Source organism: Mycobacterium sp. URHB0044, assembly GCF_000620625.1.
Classification (GTDB): Bacteria; Actinomycetota; Actinomycetes; order Mycobacteriales; family Mycobacteriaceae; genus Mycobacterium.
Genome location: NZ_JIAW01000002.1, coordinates 317,213 through 332,803, shown reverse-complemented (window position 1 = coordinate 332,803; position 15,591 = coordinate 317,213). Strand labels below are relative to the sequence as shown.

The window sequence follows — 15,591 nt, the reverse complement described above, 5'->3', positions numbered from 1 at the left end:
ATCGTGTCTTAGTTCGCCGGAGCTAGGACGAACACGCGGCTCGTCCAACCCTGCTTCGGCTCGGAGACCTCACGACGATCTGTTGACAACACGAACGTACGCACACGCCGATACCGCTCCGGCGGGTCGTGGAGGGGCAACAGATCATCTCGACGCGGGTCGGAGGTGCCGTGGGCGAGGAAGTTGGCGCGGCCCTGGGTCAGGCTCACGTCGGAGTTGGGGCCGCCGTAGACCTTGTCAGCGTCGTCGTTGTCCGTGCCGTCATCCTCCCACCAGCAGACGTGGCAGATGTTGTAGGCGCCGCGCTCATCCAGGGTCGCATAGCCGCAACACGGGCACACCTGGGCGGCTGGCTCCTCCCCCACGACCTCGTCGACTTCGATTCCGAGCGCTCGCGCGCGGTCGCGGAGGAAGTCGTTGACCGTGAGCCGGTAGCGGGTGCGAAGCCACATCAGCAGCACGGCATCGTACCGAGGCGAGGAGGCCGGATGTTGGAGCTCACGATCTTCAAGCTCGCGGCGAACGTCGCGGGTCAGCGACAACCACGCCGGGTGCTCGCTCCAGTTCTCGCGGCACATGACCTCGAGCTGCCGTTGGCGTTCGGCGGCGGTGACACCGCCGAGCTCGATCTGCGTGATGTGTTCGACGATCTCATCCCGCGCAACGGTTCTCATGTCTAGGCGACCTCGGTCTCAGGTGATCCCCCAGGAAAGGTGCGCTCACTTCGCATCACCCGAGAGCCGTCCACAACTTCTGATCATTGCTCCTCGTCGCTCGCTACGCGGGCACATTCCACACATGCCCTTGGCTGCCGACAGCGCCCGTCGCGCGACTATCCTTCGGGCCGTGCTTGATTCGTTGTGGTCCGCCGCTACCCGTAATCCGTTCCTCGAAGCGGTCCGCGACGGGACGATCACCGACTCCGCGTTCGACCGGTGGCTGGTGCAGGACGCGCTGTTCGTCAGTGATCTGCTGACGTTCCAGGCTCGGCTGCTGGCACGAGCGCCGCGTACCGCTCAGGCGGTACTCGCCGGTGGCTGCGTGGCGCTGGTCGCGGAGCTGGACTGGTTCGAAGAACAGGCCGCGCGGCGGGGCATGGACCTGGAGCAGCCAGCGCTACCGGCAACACTCGGCTACCGCGAACTGCTGGCGCGACTGGACGCCGCGCCGTACGAGGCGGCGGTGACGGCTCTGTGGGTGCTCGAACGGGTGTATCTGCTTGCCTGGGGCTTTGCCGCGTCAGCCACCTCCCCGTTCGGTGAGTTCGTCGAGCACTGGACCGTGCCAGCCTTCGCCGACTACGTCGACGCGCTCGGCGCCCTGGCCATCCCGGACCGGCACGACGAGCTAGTCGCGGACGTGCTGGCACAAGAGGTGGCGTTCTGGGACATGGCGCTGGCCTGACGCTGCCCTCGCGCAGCGCCCGCCGCTCAATCGGCGGCGGGCACCGAGTGTGAGTTGGTCGTCGGCTCGGTCGGAGCCGTATCGCCGGAGCGGCTGGCGAGCATGGCAGGCAGGTCGATGCCGGAGGACTTGAGGGCCTCCACCGTCTTCGACACCGCCAGCGGACTGATGCCGAGCAGACCGCCGAGTGCGCCCTGGGCATCGTCGGGTCCGCCGATGATCGAGAGTCGCTCGATCTCGGCCAGCGGCATCGCCGCGGCCTCGGTGGCCTTGACCATGGCGGCGAGCACGTCGGGCAGTGTCTGCAGCCGGGCCGCTTCCGCGGTGTAGCTGTTCAATGCGACGGCGATCTCCGTCTTACCGGCGGCCTCGGCGACCAGCTTGGCCTTGATGCCGTCGGCCTCGGCCTGTTGTTCGACGCGCAGCGCGTCTGCGGCGGCCTTGCGTGCGTCGGCGGCGGCCTGCCCGGATACACGGGCTGCTTCGGCTTCGGCCTGAGCGGCCAGGATCGCGGCCTGGCGCATGCCTTCGGCGCGGGCGATATCGGCCTGACGCTGCGCCTCCGCGGGGGCGATGACGTCGGCCTGCAACGCGGCCTGGGCCTGTTCACTGCGCCGCTGCTCCACCTCGGTGCGGGCCTGCACCCGCGCGGCCTCGGCCTGCTCGGTGGCGATGCCGACGTCCTTCTGCGCGCGGGCATTCGCCAGCGGCCCGGCCTGGTCGGCCTGTGCGTTCTCGGCCTCGGTCTGCGCGCGCAGCCGGGCCAGCTCCACGTCGCGCTTCTGGTTCGCGGTCGCGATCGCCGTGTCGGCTTCGGCCTGGGCGATGGACCCCTCCTGGCGGGCCTTGGCCGACTGCACCTGGGCGTCGCGTTCGGCCTGGGCGGTGCCGACCGCGGCGTCGCGCCTGACCTCGGCGATGCGGCGCTGACCGAGCGACTCCAGGTATCCGTTGCGGTCGGAGATGCCGGCGATCTTGAGGACGTCGACCTCCATGCCGATGCGGGCAAGGTCGCTGCCGGCTTCCTCGACCACGCTGCGGGCCAGGGTGTCGCGGTTGGAGTTGAGGTCCTCGACGGTCATGGTGGCGGTGATGCCGCGCAGGCTGCCGGCCAGGATGTCGTTGATCTGGTTCTGCAGGGCTTGCAGGTCGGAGGTGAGGAATCGCTGCACGGCCGTCTGCACGGCTTCGTCGGCCGAGCCGATGCGGACCAACCCGACCGCCTCGACGTTGACGGGTACGCCGTTGTTGGACAACGCATTCTGCAGATTGATGCTGACGTTGAACGGTTCCAGGCTCATGATGTCGACCCGTTCGAGCCCAGGCATACGGAACCGCGCACCGCCTCGGACCACCTTGGGCTGACCGCGGCCGGTGAACACGGCCACCTCGTTGGGCGGCACCTTGATGTAGTTCTTGACGTAGACGAGGGGCAGCACGACGAGCAGCAGCAACGCCGCGACGACGGCGATGATGACGATGAGCAGTGTGGACACGACGTTGCCTTTCAGTGGGTTTCGAGCGAGGGAATCAGAGGTCGGGTACGGCCACGACGTGGATGTAGTCGGCGTCGACGTCGGCGATGTAGACCGGGGTCGCCTTCGGAAGCGGGTCGGTCTCGGTGCTCTTGGCGCGGGCACGGACCCGGTTGCCGCCGGTGTCGACGAAGCTGACCTCACCCCAGCCGCCGGCGGGTAGCTCGAGAGTGACGGTGCCGAGCAGTCCGATGTAGGACGCGCGTCCCTGGTGTGAGTTGGCTTGCTGGCGGCGGATATACGGCATCACGACGGCGTGCAGTACGGCGATCAGCGCCACCGCGCTGAGGGCTGCAACGACGCCGGAGCCAACGTCGCCCAGACCGGACCAGTCGGCCACCAGCCCGCCGGTGCCCGCGCCGAGCAGCGCCGCGGACATCGAGGTGAGGCTGAGGAACGGTAGACCGTCGCCGTGCCCGAAGTCGAAGAACAGCGCCGAGAGGACGCCAAGGGCGCCGACGGCGAACGCCGCGAGAAACAGGACGGTCATCGCCGATCCTCGCGTTCGGGTTCGATGCGCGCGACCGCAGTGGCCGGATGGTGAGGTTGCTGCAGTTGCACGATCCCGACCTTAGAGGGTTTCGGCTGGGTCGTTTGACACTTTTATCCGGGCAATTCGGTCCGACACGTCGCGTTCGGATGCTCGCAACCAGATCGGCTCCACCCCAACGCGATGGCGCACGCCGACGGTCGGTGAGGTGGCGCGGGTCGACTATCCGCCCACTCCGTTGTCGAGATTCAGGTGAGTGCCGAAGTACCACGGGACGCCGACGGTTGTCGCCATGGCGACGATCGCGAAAGCGAGTACGGCGATGAGCAATCCGACGGTCCGCGTCCTGGCCTTGATCGGCACGAGGACGAGAACGAGAAACAGCACGCCGAAACCCGCGAGCACCCACACGAGGATCCGCAGCGGCACACTGACGGCCTTGTCGTAGTCGGTGAGGTGCCCATCGGGAAAGCCCGCCATCGACACGTCCATGTGCGTCGTGAAAGCCAGCACCAGCGCGGCGACGGCACAGACCAGGCCGACGATCGTTGCCGCGGTCCTCATCGGCGCGGTACGCGCTGTCACTGCATGCCATTGATGCCGGAGACCATTGCGGATCCCCCATCTCGGAAAAACGCTGGCGCCGAAGCTATTTCGGTCGACATCCCTGTGTGCACCCGACCTGAAGGTCAACCCGTCATTTCGCCAACTCCGGCGGCGTGTTGACGAAGCGCCACGTGTGGCTCCCGTCGAACATGTGTTCTAATGGACTAGCCCGCTCACTGCGGGCGATATTCAGAAGGAGATCGCCGCAACGATGACTGTAGACACTCTGGCACCAGAAGCGCCGGCCACCGACTCCGACACTCCAGATATGTTCGTTTCCCCTGCCGAGTCCTCCACCCCGGAGAGCACCCCGGCGCCCGCCGCGCCCGCCGCGCCCGCCGCGCCCGCCGCCGAGCCTTCCGCCGAAGAGAAGCCCAAGAAGGCTCCGGCCAGGAAGTCACCCGGCAAGAAGGCCAAGACGCTGGAACTGACCCTCACCGTCACCGGTACCGCCGACGGCGAATGGACCGCTGAGCTCAAGCAGGGCACCACCTTCCTCGCCCGCGACCTCGCGGTTGCCGCCGCCGCAGTCTCTCGCGCGGCCAAGGAACTGCACGAGGACCTCTCGACGCCCATCGACGAGGTGATCGAAGCGGCGCGCGCGCAGCAGGCCGCGAAGGTCGCCGCGCTCGAAGCCGAACTGGAAGCCGCGCGCAAGGCCCTCGCCGAACTCGATTCAGGTCCCGATAGCGCAAGCTGATCGTCGACACGGCGACCTAGGTTCGCCTCATCACTCTCGAGAGCGAGTGCCGATGACTCAGTTCGCCGGTAAGCGTCAGAAGTGGTTCGTCGACAAGCCCGACGGATCGAGGATCATCGTGCGCGCCGCATACGATCCACGGAATTTCGCCTTCCCCGCTCGCGAGTTGGAGCACTTCGACCACATTCGCAGCAACAGCGGGACTTACGGCGGTTCCGAAGACGTCCTCGACGTATACGACGGAGCGCTGAGCTACTACCGCCAGATTCGCCGCTTCGAGCGCGACGGCAAGCGCTGGATTCTGCTGCAGCACTCCAGTGAGTGCGCCGTGGAAGTGGAGCTCACCCGCCAGCAGCTGGGCGAAATCCGACCGCTCCCACCGGAGGAGGCCTGGCGGCTTGCCCGGGATCTGGATCAGCAGGAGACGCGCTATCCCATAGAAGTCGAACCGGGTTCGCCGTTGCCATGACGGTGAGGGGCGTCGGTCGTCACCGAGTGCGAGCCTCGGCGGGGCCCGCCGGACTGAGGGTTAAGGGTGGTCCCGGCTGGTATCGAACCAGCGACCTTCCGCGTGTGAGGCGGACGCTCTCCCACTGAGCTACGAGACCTGGGAGACGCACCGATCAACGATCGATGGGACGTCAGAGATTAACACGGACGGCGTCGCGGCCGAGAATCGCGACGACCGACCCCGACCGACATCGCGACGGTATGGTCACCGCCATGACGCTGCGGGCTGGCCTTATCCTCCTCGGCCTCGGCGCGAGCCTGCTCGCCGGTTGCGGTGACGCAGCCACGGTCACCGCGTCATCGACCTCCTCGATGCGACCGGCGACCACCGCCGACGTTGCGCCGGTCGAGTCGTCGACCGGCTCCACCGCCAAGGAGGCGCCGGGCACCACCGAACCCGAGGAGGACGAGTCCGAACTCATCGGATTCACGTCGCCCAGCGGCAACGTCGGCTGCTTCATCGACGCGCACTACGCACGCTGTGACGTCTTGGAGCGTGACTGGACTCCCCCGCCCCGGCCGGCCGACTGCGAGTTCGACTACGGACAAGGCATCGGGCTCTCCCCCGGCGAAGAGCCGGAATTCGTGTGCGCCGGCGACACTGCGCTGGGCGGCGGCGAGCCCCTTGCCTACGGCGAGTCGATCTCTGCCGGGGTGCTGCGGTGCGATAGCGCGGAATCGGGCATCACGTGCCGCGACACCAAGTCCGGGCACGGCTTCGCGATCGCGCGCGAGGCGTATCGGGTGTTTTGATCGCGATCGCCCGGAGCGTGGAGGTGATTTGTGCGGCCACACTCGGGTGGACTATCGTTTCGGTTCGCGACGGGCGACGATCTCGCCCGTGGCATTGCGGATGTAGCGCAGTTGGTAGCGCATCACCTTGCCAAGGTGAGGGTCGCGGGTTCGAATCCCGTCATCCGCTCGAAGGTGCAGTGGCATCAAAACCCCAGCGGTGGAGTGGCCGAGTGGTGAGGCAACGGCCTGCAAAGCCGTGCACACGGGTTCGATTCCCGTCTCCACCTCCGAGAATGTCCCGGCGCGATTAGCTCAGCGGGAGAGCGCTTCCCTGACACGGAAGAGGTCACTGGTTCAATCCCAGTATCGCGCACCAGTTAGTTTGCAGTTCCCGGCATGTATCTAGCCCACTTCGCAAACCGCGAGCAATATTCAAGCGATGGCGCCCCCGAAGCGACACGCCTTGGTGGTCGCAGACCTGCTCGCGATTGATATCCCACCGCCACATGTTGGGCCAAGTACGCGAAAATCGATTGACGCTTCTGAAGCACCTTGGCTATCTCCACTCCCGATGAATCCGAACGTGACGCGAGGATGTCGGAAATGACTAGTGCCCGGTGTCGAATTCGATCGGTAGGGTAACGGGTCCACTCAGTGCAGTGAGCGGCTTCCAAGGCGCCGGACCGGTGCGGTGGGCGTTGGGCATGCGCTCCGCCATAACGGCCAGGGCTTCGGCGAGCTCCAGTCGGGCGAGGTTCGCACCGAGGCAGTAGTGCACGCCAGCGCCGAAGGTCTGCATGGCGGGTGCGCCCTGACGGGTGATGTCGAGGCGATCGGCGCCGTCGTACACGGCTGGGTCGCGGTTCGCGGCGGCGGTGTTGGCGAGGACGAGTGTGCCAGCTGGGATCAATACGCCGGCGAGTTCGACGTCCTCGAGTGCCACCCTGAGAGTGGAGCCTGCGATGGGTGAATGCCGCATCGTCTCCTCCACCGCATTCGTCGCGAGTTCGGGACGCTGACCCAGCAGTGCCCATTGGTCGGGGTGATCGCACAGCGCGTGCACGGAGGCGGCCAGCTGGTTTCGGGTGGTGTCGGTGCCGGCCATCAGCAGGCCCGCGACCAGCATCCGTAGCTCATCGCCATTGAGGTGATCGCCGTGGTCCTCGGCGCGGATGAGTTCGGAAGTAAGGTCGTCGGTCAGTGTGTGGCGGCGGTGGGCGACCATATCGTCGACGTAAGCGTCGAGTTGTTCCCACGCCGTCAGGATGGTCTTCTCATGGGCGGCGACGTCCCAGTCGAAGGCCTTGAAGATGTCATCAGTCCAGTCCGAAAACAGCTCCCAGTCCTCGGCCGGCGCGCCTAGCAGTGCGCAGATGATCGGGATTGGGTATTGGCGGGCGATGTCGGTGACGACCTCGCAACGCCCGACAGGGGTGAAGCGGTCAACCAAATCGGTGATCACGTCGACGATCGTCGTGCGCAGTCGCGTTGTGGCCCGCGGCGTGAACGCTTTGGACACGAGGCGGCGAAGCCGGTGGTGCTCGGCCCCATCGAGGCTGATCAGGTTTGTCGCGACCCGCTCCCAAATCGGGCCAGTTGTGATGCCTTGGGAGGCAAGGAACATGCCTTGCGGAATCCGGAATCGTGGGTCGCGTAACACGCTTCGCACCAGTTCATGGGTCAGCAGCTCCGGCCCGTGGGTGCCCATGGCGATCGGTGCTCGAGTGCGGGCCTGCGCGATGAGCCGGTGGGCCTCGTCTGGGTTGTCTACGTGCTCATAGGCCAGGATTGGGAGCCCCGCGTCGAAGACGTTCGGGCAACCGCGAGTAGGGATGGTGTCGACGGTCATGATGGCCCCTCGGATCGAATGAGTCGTTAGTGGATTAGCGGTCGCCTGTATCTGACGTCATCGTTGCTCGACTCCCCTTCGGACAAACCCGTAGTGAGCTACGGATCTCTTCGTCGTGGCCGTCACTGGTTTAGTTGGCGGTTGCTGGGCGGTGCTGTGGTGGGCGGTTCTAGTCTGTTGGGGTGCGGTTGATGTGGCCGTTGACCGGCCGCTCGGGGGAACTGCGGCGTATCGATGCCGCGGTCGTGGATCCGGATTCGTCCGGGATCATCGTTTGCGGAGCCGCAGGCGTGGGTAAGAGCCGGCTCGCGCGTGAAGCACTCAATGCAGCCGCGTCGACGGGATGCGCTGTCCGTTGGATCGTGGGGACGTCCTCAGCGCGGATACTTCCGTTGGGTGCACTCGCACAATGGGCAGAACCCGCGGTCAGTGACAATCTCGACTTGGTCCGCGGCGTGATCGCCGCCCTGACTGCTACACCACCAGGCGAGACGGTCGTGCTCGGCGTCGATGATGTGCCCCTGCTCGATGATCTGTCGACGTTCGTTGTGCATCAGATCATTCAGCGCCGTGCCGCGAAGGTGGTCTTCACCATCCGCGACGGTGAACCGGTTCCGGCGGGGACGCGGGAGCTGTGGAGAGCCGGCCAGTTTGACCGCCTCGACCTGCAACCGCTGGCCCAGGCGGAGATCGGCCCGCTAGTCTCGTCGACGTTGAGCGGTCCAATAGATCCCCAGGCCGTCGAGCGTCTGTGGACCCTGACCCGTGGCAACCCGCTATATCTCCGAAACATCGTCGAGCAAGAGGTCGCCGACCAACGCCTCACACCAAGCGAAGGGTATTGGCGCTGGCTCGGCGACCCGGTCGTGCCGCCCAGCCTGGTCGACCTGATCGAAGAACGCATCGGAGCCCTGCCCACCCCGGTCAGCGACGTAATCGACGCCCTCGCGGTCGGCGAACCCATCGAACTCGGATCACTAACCCGGATAACCGACCCGACTACCGTCGAGCAGGCCGATACGCGCGGTCTCATCACCCTCAATCAAGTCGGAAACCGGATAGAAGCACGCCTCGGACACCCCCTCTATGGGGAGGTACGCCGCAGCCGAGCCGCCCCCACGAGGCTGCGACGACTGCGGGGGCTCGTCGCCGCCGAACTTGCCGGATCCGACGATCGCGACGACACACGAGTCGTGATACGCAGGGCGGCATTGACTCTCGACTCCGACCGCGAACCCGATACCGACCTGTTTATCCAGGCTGCCCGCGGCGCCGTCTGGCTCTGGGATATGCCGCTAGCAGATCGCCTGGCGGAGGCAGCCATAGCGGGTGGAGGTGCAGCCGAAGCCAGCTTCGTCCGCGCCTTCGGCTTATCGTGTGTGGGCCGCGGCCTCGAGGCCGACGCTGTGCTCGCAGATATCACCACCCGCGAGTTGACCGACGTCGAGCGTGCCAGACTCGCCTTTCTACGCGCCACCAACAGGATGTTCGTTCTCGCGGATCCCGAAGGCGCAAAGGAACTCATCGACGACGCTGCGCGGACTGCGACGCCGGGAGCCCAAGGCTGCGTCGACGCATTTCTTGCCGTCTACTGGGCGGCTATGGGCATGCCGGAAGCAGCCCGAACATCCTGCGAGAACTTCAGTTGGGACCAACTACCTGACCTCGTGGCAAAACGGCACGCGGCGTGGGCGATCGCCGTGGCGTCCGGAAGCTCGGGGCGTACCACCGAGGCTGCCGCCACCGCCGAGGCGGGATATTCCGTCCCGATACGCTCCTTCCTCATCCTCACCGACGCCCAAGCCAGTGCACAGCTGCTGGCCGGACGGATAGCCGAAGCCCAGCGGCCCGCCCGCCACGTCCGCGATCACAGCGCTCTTCCTGCCGATGCATATTCGCGACTCGCCACTGCACTGACAGGTCGAGTCGCCCTCGGCGCCGGCCAACTCGACACCGCATGCGCCCTGCTGCAATCGGTGGCTGACCGGTGGTTGATCGCTCCGGGTGAGACCACCGGTTGGAAGTACCGATGCCAAATCCTTTTGACGATTGCGCTCGCCATGCGTGGACTGGTTGAGGAAGCCAGCGACGCGCTTGCCACCCTGGCCGAGAGCCGCCATCCAGCTTGGCGGTTTCTCGATTATGAGTATGCGATCGCGAAAGCATGGGTGGCCGCTGCTCAGGGTGCGGTCAGTGAGGCGATCAAGATCGTGTTGGGTGCGGCCGAGACCTGCTCTGAGAATGGGCAATTCGCCGCGGAGGTGACGTGTTTGCAGACCGCCACCCAGTTCGGCGACGGTTCGAGTGCGCCGCGGCTGCGTCAGCTCGAAGCGATCGTCGAGGGGCCGCGTGCTCGTATCGCCGCCCGGTTCGCCGAAGCCTTGCACGCCAACGATGGTGATGAATTAGCCGCGGTATCAGAGCAATTCGAGGCGATGGGCGATCTGGTCGCGGCCGTTGATGCGGCCGCGCACGCCGCCATCGCCTACCGGGGCCACGATCGTCGCGGATCGGCACTGGGATGCGCTACGCGGGCCCAAGCGCTGGCCGAGCAATGCGGCGGCGCCGCCACCCCGGCGCTTCGCCAGGCCGCCGAGCCGTTGCCGCTGACCAACCGGGAACGAGAAATCGTGACGCTGCTCGGTGAGGGGCTGTCCAACCGTGACATCGCCGCACGGCTGATCCTGTCGGTGCGCACCGTCGAAGACCACATCTACAAGGCCATGACCAAGACCGGCACCACCAGCCGCGACGAACTCGCCGCACTGATACCTCGTCGCCAGAACCGACGCCGCAACAACAGCTCGGATCAACTCAACTGATCAACCACCGCCGCCCCGTCCAGCCACACATTCTCACGGCTGATCAGCCCGTCGCGGAACTCGAACACGTGCAGCATCCGGAAGGTGATGCGCCGTCCGTGACCGGCGAGCCCAAGCAGCGATCCGATGACAGTGCCCGTCATAACCTGGTCCAGGATCATCGCGTCACCGGCCACGTACCGGTGCAGCACCGTCCAGTTTTCGGCGCGGAAGTTCGCGGTGAGATACACGTAGAAATCTCGCGCTCCATCCTTGCCGTGGCTGGGACTGTTGGGGAACCCGATGACATCGTGCTCAATATCGTCGGCGTACACGGCCAGCGCACCGTCGATATCGCCGTGACCTTCGGCCCGCATATGGGAATCGACTAGCGCCTGCATCTGGCTGTCATCCATCGCCGCCTCCCCCTCATATTCCGGCACAAAGCTACCGCTAGTCCGTGTCGTCGTCGGCCAATCGGCAAAGCCGCGACAGGCGTGAGTTTGCGTATCCGTGCTACCACGCCGCAACGCAGCGAAAGACCCGTAGCGCACTACGGATATCGACCAACTCAGCACGATCAACGATTCCAGTTACGGAGCACCCAGTCGAGGCAGGACCCACCGTTCCACGGACAACAGCGACTGAGCACCGACATGACCATCGCAAACAAGCGAGGGTCGGCGCCGGTGACACCTCATCGCACATCGATCGGAACCACAAGGAGGGCCGAAATGACCACAACACGAGAGACATACCTTGGCGCACAAAACGTCGGTCTCCCCGAGGAAGCGCCGTCACGAGCGCCGATTCTCATCACAGAACACGATGTTGCGCTCAGCACGGCGGCGACGCTACGGCAGCCGATGACCACGCACTGGTGGATCAACGCGGCCTCCATTGCTGTGTCGGCCCTACAGAGGCTGGTTACCACGTCGGCGGCCGATACCCGCCCGCGGCGCTCTCACTGCCCGAAGCGCTACACATACATCGACAACGCACGCATGGGCCGGGAAATGGAACGACTCTAGGCACCGAGGTGCCGCGGGCATATACGAAGGAATGGTTTGGCCAACGGATGCTTAGGCAGACGACGTTCCGGACGTCGCGGTGCTCATGCACTTCAGCGGGGAGCGTGCATCCCACTTGACGCCGTTTTCCCCGACGGTGCCGTGTGCGGACCCGTCCGGGCTGACCTGCCCGCGCAGTTGCATCGATACCTGCGGCGACGTGAACATGACTGAGATCTGATCACCGGTCATCCCGCCGGTCACAGAGCCTATGAACTGACTCGGAACCTGGCCGCCGCCGAATCCGCTGTCAATGGCAAAGGTCGGGGGTTGATAGGACCCGCCCGGGCTGAGCGGGTCCAAACCCCCAAGGGAGGGACCGTTCGCAGAGAAACTGATCGTGTCTCCTCCTATTGCCTCCAACGCAAGGGCAGTGTTGCCGTTGAAGCCCACTGAGCGCACGACGCAGCTGGTGCGGCGGCAGCGACCGCCGGCGGCAAACCTGCGATCAGGAGCCCTGCTGCAACGGTTGCGATGACTGGTAAGCGATTCATGATGTAGCCCTTCGTCTCAATTGGAAGCCTCGTACGAACTTCGTTGTGGGACAAAGCTATGACGGTGCATCGGGTGTGGCTCGCTTGTGCGCGCAACCCGCGTATCCGCAGCTTCTTGCGCTTCTGCGCATTCTGCTCACCAACGCCAGACGTTCTCCAACCAGCCCAGACAGTGACTCGCCGGTCTGTATGCACTGGCTCAATCCCGTTGCCGTGCAACGATTCGGACAGCACGTGAAGTGCGCCTTCCACTTACGCATCAACGCTCGCCTCACACCACATCGCGATTTGACGAGCCCGTTGCCGGCGGGCCGGATGCGCGTAGCTGACATTTTCAGCTGGACGTCGCCCCTACAAGCGCGGCGATCGGATCGCTAATCGACCCACGCCCGCCCCCTCAGAAAATCTTCCAAAGAACTTCCGCGAGGATGTCGAGAACGGCCTGGCGACTCCGTCCCAGGGGTGGATGCGGCCACCGGGACCGCACGAAGGGAGACCAAAATGGCGAAGTACCTGATGCTCAAGCACTACCGCGGCGCCCCCGAGGCGGTCAACGGCGTTCCGATGGACCAGTGGACCCCGCAGGAGGTCGAGGACCACCTGAAGTACATGAACGATTTCGCCGCCCGCCTGCAGGGCACCGGCGAGTACGTCGACAGCCAGGCGCTCTCCCCCGAGGGCACGTTCGTCCGCTACGACGGCGAGGGCCGGCCGCCCGTCACCGACGGCCCCTTCGCGGAGACCAAGGACCTGATCGCCGGCTGGATGATCATCGACGTCGACACCTACGAGCGCGCCCTCGAACTCGCCGGCGAGCTGTCCGCCGCCCCCGGAGCCGGCGGCAAGCCGATCCACGAATGGCTCGAGCTGCGCCCGTTCCTCGGCGCACACCCGACCGTCACCGAGTGACCGGACTCCCGGGCCGTTGAGGTGATGGACGAACTGCTGCTGCGGGAGCTGACTCCCGCGGTGATCGGCGTCCTCGTCCGCCGCGGAGTCGACTTCGCGACGGCCGAGGACGCCGTGCAGGAAGCACTCATCCAAGCCACGCAAACCTGGCCGGACGATCAGCCCGCCGACCCGAAGGGCTGGCTGGTCACCGTGGCGTGGCGCAAGTTCCTCGACGGGCACCGCGCGGAGGCCGCGCGCCGCGACCGCGAACAGCGGATCGCGGTCGAGCCGCCGCCCGGGCCGACCGAGGCCGCCGACGACACGTTGCACCTCTTCTTCCTCTGCGCGCACCCGTCGCTGCCCCCGGCGTCCGCGGTAGCCCTCACGCTGCGCGCCGTCGGCGGCCTGACCACCCGGCAGATCGCCCAGGCCTACCTCGTGCCGGAGGCCACGATGGCGCAGCGGATCAGCCGGGCGAAACGCACCGTCCGCGACGTGCGGTTCTCGGAGCCGGGCGACCTGACGACGGTGCGACGCGTGCTGTATCTGATCTTCAACGAGGGCTACACCGGCGACGTCGACCTGGCGGCCGAGGCGATCCGGCTCACCCGCCAGCTGGCGGCGATGAGCGATGACCCCGAGACCGCCGGGTTGCTGGCGCTGATGCTGCTGCACCACGCGCGACGGGCTGCGCGGACCCGAGACGACGGCAGCCTCATTCCGCTGGCCGAGCAGGACCGCGCGCGCTGGGACACCTCGCTCATCGCCGAGGGCGTCGCCACTCTGCAGAAGGCACTGAGCCGCGACCGGCTTGGCGAGTTCCAGGCGCAGGCGGCGATCGCTGCCCTGCACGCCGACGCCCAGCGCGCCGAGGAGACCGACTGGGTGCAGATCGTCAGCTGGTATGACGAGCTGCTCCGGCTCACCGAAAGCCCTGTCGTGCAACTCAATCGGGCCGTCGCGATCGGCGAGGCCGACGGCGCGGGAGCAGGCCTCGCGGCCCTGGCCGACGTCGATCCGAGCCTTCCCCGCCACACCGCCGCCTCCGCGTACCTCCACGAGAAGGCGGGCGACCTCGTCACCGCGGCCCGGTTGTATGCCGATGCCGCCCGGTCCGCGTCCAACCTCGCCGAACGCCATCACCTCACGCTGCAGGCGGCCCGGATCAGTCAAGCACTGCGCGGGTGAGCCCGTCGGCGATCTTGGTTTCGCCAGCAAACGTCCGGGTACCAGGTGGACGGCGACGGCACCCGAGAATCCGCGCCCGCTGACTGGTTGGGTCAGTGAATGCAGCACCCAATCAGTCGGAGGAGTTCACATGAGGGCTCGTCGCATCACTCATTCCCTTGGCGCCGTGGTGGTCACCGCGTGGGCAGCGCTCATCGGCGCGGCCGCCCCACCCGCGTCCGCCGAGCCGTGTCCCGACGTCGAGGTGGTGTTCGCCCGGGGCACCGGTGAGGCGCCCGGTGTCGGCGGCATCGGGCAAGCGTTCGTCGATGCACTGCGCGCGCAAGCCGGCAACCGGTCGGTCAGCGTGTATCCGGTCAACTATCTGGCCAGCAGTGAATTCGACAACCGCGAAGTCTTCGCCGGCACGGTCGTCGACGGGATTCGCGACGCGGGTGCCCACGTCGAATCCACGGCGGCGAACTGTCCGAACACCAGGATCGTGCTCGGCGGTTACTCCCAGGGCGCCGTCGTCGCCGGCTTCGTCACCGCTGCTGCCGTCCCGGAGGCCGTACCTGCCTCCTACCGCCAGTACATCCCCAACCCGATGCCCTCGTCGGTCGCCAACCACGTTGCGGCCGTCGCCCTCTTCGGCAAGCCGTCGGGCGAGTTCCTGCGCCAGTACGACGCGCCGCCCATCGACATCGGCCCGCTGTACGTACCCAAGACCATCGACCTGTGCGATCCCGGCGACACCATCTGCAACGGCGCGCCCGGCGGCGGCCCCACCATCGCCCACGCCATGTACGGCATGAACGGCATGACCAACGACGCCGCGGCCTTCGCCGTAAGTCACCTGTAAACCCCGCCAAAAGTTGTCGGAATCTCCTCCGCCCGTCGCTCCTACATGTGAACGCAGCCACGAAGGCCGCGGGAAGCAGAGGAGCGGTCGCAATGAACATGCAATACGCACAGGCAGTCGTCGCTCACGAGAAGGCACTGCTCCGCCGCTTGACTACCACGCACGCGAACGCCCCGACGTCGACGCGCATCCCCTGGTCGGAGTCGCTGCGGGTCCCGGCGTTAGTCGGCGCGGCTCGCAGCCTCGAGTCCGGCAACGATGGTGAATAGGCCACTGATGATTTCGGCCAACAACGCCTCGTCGCCGTGGCTGCGCAGCTTTTCGTAGAGCGCCATCGACTGCGGAGCGTCGGCCGAAGGGCGTGCGATGTTCAGCTTCACCTCGCCAATGATGACGCAAACGGCCCCATCGACCGTGGGAAAACAAGGAACAAGTGCGGAGGGCCGCGACGGGTTTCGGCACGCACACCGAGAGGAA

Annotated in this window: 17 protein-coding genes and 4 tRNA genes; 12 read left to right on the top strand and 9 right to left on the bottom strand. The window is 66.2% G+C overall.

The genetic code is table 11. From position 1 onward, the window contains the following. Positions 1-8: 8 nt before the first annotated feature. The gene (locus tag N536_RS40635; RefSeq protein ID WP_051574269.1) at positions 9-674 is read right to left on the bottom strand and encodes a CPCC family cysteine-rich protein; all 666 of its coding nucleotides are present in this window, start codon (positions 672-674) and stop codon (positions 9-11) included. A gap of 172 nt (positions 675-846) precedes the next feature. Between N536_RS40635 and N536_RS0105710 the strand changes: the two genes are divergently transcribed. After that, on the top strand, positions 847-1,404 hold the full coding sequence (locus N536_RS0105710) for a TenA family transcriptional regulator (RefSeq protein WP_029112729.1): 558 nt from the start codon (positions 847-849) through the stop codon (positions 1,402-1,404). A gap of 26 nt (positions 1,405-1,430) precedes the next feature. On the opposite strand, the gene N536_RS0105705 is transcribed toward N536_RS0105710, so the two are convergent. The 3 genes from N536_RS0105705 to N536_RS0105695 all read right to left on the bottom strand — a co-directional run bounded on the left by N536_RS0105705 (position 1,431) and on the right by N536_RS0105695 (position 3,993). After that, on the bottom strand, positions 1,431-2,900 hold the full coding sequence (locus tag N536_RS0105705; protein ID WP_029112728.1) for a flotillin family protein: 1,470 nt from the start codon (positions 2,898-2,900) through the stop codon (positions 1,431-1,433). A gap of 34 nt (positions 2,901-2,934) precedes the next feature. Then, on the bottom strand, positions 2,935-3,429 hold the full coding sequence (locus N536_RS0105700; RefSeq protein WP_029112727.1) for an NfeD family protein: 495 nt from the start codon (positions 3,427-3,429) through the stop codon (positions 2,935-2,937). 222 nt (positions 3,430-3,651) lie between these two features. Further along, positions 3,652-3,993, bottom strand: a complete 342-nt coding sequence (locus N536_RS0105695; protein WP_029112726.1) for a hypothetical protein — start codon at positions 3,991-3,993, stop codon at positions 3,652-3,654. 253 nt (positions 3,994-4,246) lie between these two features. Between N536_RS0105695 and N536_RS0105690 the strand changes: the two genes are divergently transcribed. Beyond that, a complete protein-coding gene (locus tag N536_RS0105690) occupies positions 4,247-4,735 on the top strand; it encodes a DUF6319 family protein (protein WP_036435544.1) in 489 nt (162 codons plus the stop codon). Positions 4,736-4,787: 52 nt separating this feature from the next. Beyond that, on the top strand, positions 4,788-5,204 hold the full coding sequence (locus tag N536_RS0105685) for a hypothetical protein (protein ID WP_029112724.1): 417 nt from the start codon (positions 4,788-4,790) through the stop codon (positions 5,202-5,204). Positions 5,205-5,271: 67 nt separating this feature from the next. On the opposite strand, the gene N536_RS0105680 is transcribed toward N536_RS0105685, so the two are convergent. Next, positions 5,272-5,343: transfer RNA gene (locus N536_RS0105680), tRNA-Val, on the bottom strand. A gap of 115 nt (positions 5,344-5,458) precedes the next feature. Here N536_RS0105680 and N536_RS42870 point away from each other — a divergent pair. The 4 genes from N536_RS42870 (at position 5,459) to N536_RS0105660 (ending at position 6,356) form a co-directional block, all read left to right on the top strand. Next, on the top strand, positions 5,459-5,998 hold the full coding sequence (locus N536_RS42870) for a DUF6636 domain-containing protein (RefSeq protein ID WP_231514425.1): 540 nt from the start codon (positions 5,459-5,461) through the stop codon (positions 5,996-5,998). 96 nt (positions 5,999-6,094) lie between these two features. Continuing rightward, positions 6,095-6,167 (top strand) — tRNA-Gly (locus N536_RS0105670). Between the two features lie 29 nt (positions 6,168-6,196). Further along, positions 6,197-6,267: transfer RNA gene (locus N536_RS0105665), tRNA-Cys, on the top strand. Between the two features lie 14 nt (positions 6,268-6,281). Further along, a tRNA-Val gene (locus N536_RS0105660) sits at positions 6,282-6,356 on the top strand. Between the two features lie 231 nt (positions 6,357-6,587). On the opposite strand, the gene N536_RS0105655 is transcribed toward N536_RS0105660, so the two are convergent. Further along, on the bottom strand, positions 6,588-7,829 hold the full coding sequence (locus N536_RS0105655) for a cytochrome P450 (RefSeq protein WP_029112722.1): 1,242 nt from the start codon (positions 7,827-7,829) through the stop codon (positions 6,588-6,590). A 191-nt stretch (positions 7,830-8,020) separates the two neighbouring features. On the opposite strand from N536_RS0105655, the gene N536_RS0105650 reads away from it, so the two are divergent. Then, positions 8,021-10,651 carry a LuxR family transcriptional regulator gene (locus N536_RS0105650; protein ID WP_231514439.1) on the top strand — a complete coding sequence of 877 codons (2,631 nt, stop codon included), beginning with the start codon at positions 8,021-8,023 and terminating at the stop codon, positions 10,649-10,651. On the opposite strand, the gene N536_RS0105645 is transcribed toward N536_RS0105650, so the two are convergent. Continuing rightward, positions 10,639-11,046, bottom strand: coding sequence for a nuclear transport factor 2 family protein (locus N536_RS0105645; RefSeq protein WP_029112720.1), 408 nt, complete (start codon positions 11,044-11,046; stop codon positions 10,639-10,641). The two genes, N536_RS0105650 and N536_RS0105645, sit on opposite strands and share 13 nt — an antisense overlap. Before the next feature lie 318 nt (positions 11,047-11,364). On the opposite strand from N536_RS0105645, the gene N536_RS0105640 reads away from it, so the two are divergent. After that, the gene (locus N536_RS0105640) at positions 11,365-11,661 is read left to right on the top strand and encodes a hypothetical protein (protein WP_029112719.1); all 297 of its coding nucleotides are present in this window, start codon (positions 11,365-11,367) and stop codon (positions 11,659-11,661) included. 51 nt (positions 11,662-11,712) lie between these two features. Here the strand turns inward: N536_RS0105640 and N536_RS0105635 are convergent, their stop codons facing one another. Next, positions 11,713-11,892, bottom strand: coding sequence for a hypothetical protein (locus N536_RS0105635; protein WP_155948437.1), 180 nt, complete (start codon positions 11,890-11,892; stop codon positions 11,713-11,715). An 803-nt stretch (positions 11,893-12,695) separates the two neighbouring features. Between N536_RS0105635 and N536_RS0105630 the strand changes: the two genes are divergently transcribed. From N536_RS0105630 to N536_RS0105620, 3 genes are all read left to right on the top strand, one after another. After that, positions 12,696-13,103 carry a YciI family protein gene (locus N536_RS0105630; protein WP_029112717.1) on the top strand — a complete coding sequence of 136 codons (408 nt, stop codon included), beginning with the start codon at positions 12,696-12,698 and terminating at the stop codon, positions 13,101-13,103. A gap of 24 nt (positions 13,104-13,127) precedes the next feature. After that, on the top strand, positions 13,128-14,273 hold the full coding sequence (locus N536_RS0105625) for an RNA polymerase sigma factor (RefSeq protein ID WP_029112716.1): 1,146 nt from the start codon (positions 13,128-13,130) through the stop codon (positions 14,271-14,273). A 130-nt stretch (positions 14,274-14,403) separates the two neighbouring features. After that, positions 14,404-15,114, top strand: a complete 711-nt coding sequence (locus N536_RS0105620; RefSeq protein ID WP_029112715.1) for a cutinase family protein — start codon at positions 14,404-14,406, stop codon at positions 15,112-15,114. A gap of 221 nt (positions 15,115-15,335) precedes the next feature. On the opposite strand, the gene N536_RS42070 is transcribed toward N536_RS0105620, so the two are convergent. After that, positions 15,336-15,494, bottom strand: a complete 159-nt coding sequence (locus N536_RS42070) for a hypothetical protein (RefSeq protein ID WP_155948435.1) — start codon at positions 15,492-15,494, stop codon at positions 15,336-15,338. Between the last annotated feature and the right edge of the window lie 97 nt (positions 15,495-15,591).

What these genes read in the sequence shown, in the direction of transcription:
- N536_RS40635 (WP_051574269.1), bottom strand. Translation starts at nt 674, where the DNA reads ATGAGAACCGTTGCGCGGGATGAGATCGTCGAACACATCACGCAGATC.
- N536_RS0105700 (WP_029112727.1), bottom strand. Translation starts at nt 3,429, where the DNA reads ATGACCGTCCTGTTTCTCGCGGCGTTCGCCGTCGGCGCCCTTGGCGTC.
- N536_RS0105695 (WP_029112726.1), bottom strand. Translation starts at nt 3,993, where the DNA reads ATGAGGACCGCGGCAACGATCGTCGGCCTGGTCTGTGCCGTCGCCGCG.
- N536_RS0105690 (WP_036435544.1), top strand. Translation starts at nt 4,247, where the DNA reads ATGACTGTAGACACTCTGGCACCAGAAGCGCCGGCCACCGACTCCGAC.
- N536_RS0105685 (WP_029112724.1), top strand. Translation starts at nt 4,788, where the DNA reads ATGACTCAGTTCGCCGGTAAGCGTCAGAAGTGGTTCGTCGACAAGCCC.
- N536_RS42870 (WP_231514425.1), top strand. Translation starts at nt 5,459, where the DNA reads ATGACGCTGCGGGCTGGCCTTATCCTCCTCGGCCTCGGCGCGAGCCTG.
- N536_RS0105655 (WP_029112722.1), bottom strand. Translation starts at nt 7,829, where the DNA reads ATGACCGTCGACACCATCCCTACTCGCGGTTGCCCGAACGTCTTCGAC.
- N536_RS0105650 (WP_231514439.1), top strand. Translation starts at nt 8,021, where the DNA reads ATGTGGCCGTTGACCGGCCGCTCGGGGGAACTGCGGCGTATCGATGCC.
- N536_RS0105645 (WP_029112720.1), bottom strand. Translation starts at nt 11,046, where the DNA reads ATGGATGACAGCCAGATGCAGGCGCTAGTCGATTCCCATATGCGGGCC.
- N536_RS0105640 (WP_029112719.1), top strand. Translation starts at nt 11,365, where the DNA reads ATGACCACAACACGAGAGACATACCTTGGCGCACAAAACGTCGGTCTC.
- N536_RS0105635 (WP_155948437.1), bottom strand. Translation starts at nt 11,892, where the DNA reads ATGACCGGTGATCAGATCTCAGTCATGTTCACGTCGCCGCAGGTATCG.
- N536_RS0105630 (WP_029112717.1), top strand. Translation starts at nt 12,696, where the DNA reads ATGGCGAAGTACCTGATGCTCAAGCACTACCGCGGCGCCCCCGAGGCG.
- N536_RS0105625 (WP_029112716.1), top strand. Translation starts at nt 13,128, where the DNA reads ATGGACGAACTGCTGCTGCGGGAGCTGACTCCCGCGGTGATCGGCGTC.
- N536_RS0105620 (WP_029112715.1), top strand. Translation starts at nt 14,404, where the DNA reads ATGAGGGCTCGTCGCATCACTCATTCCCTTGGCGCCGTGGTGGTCACC.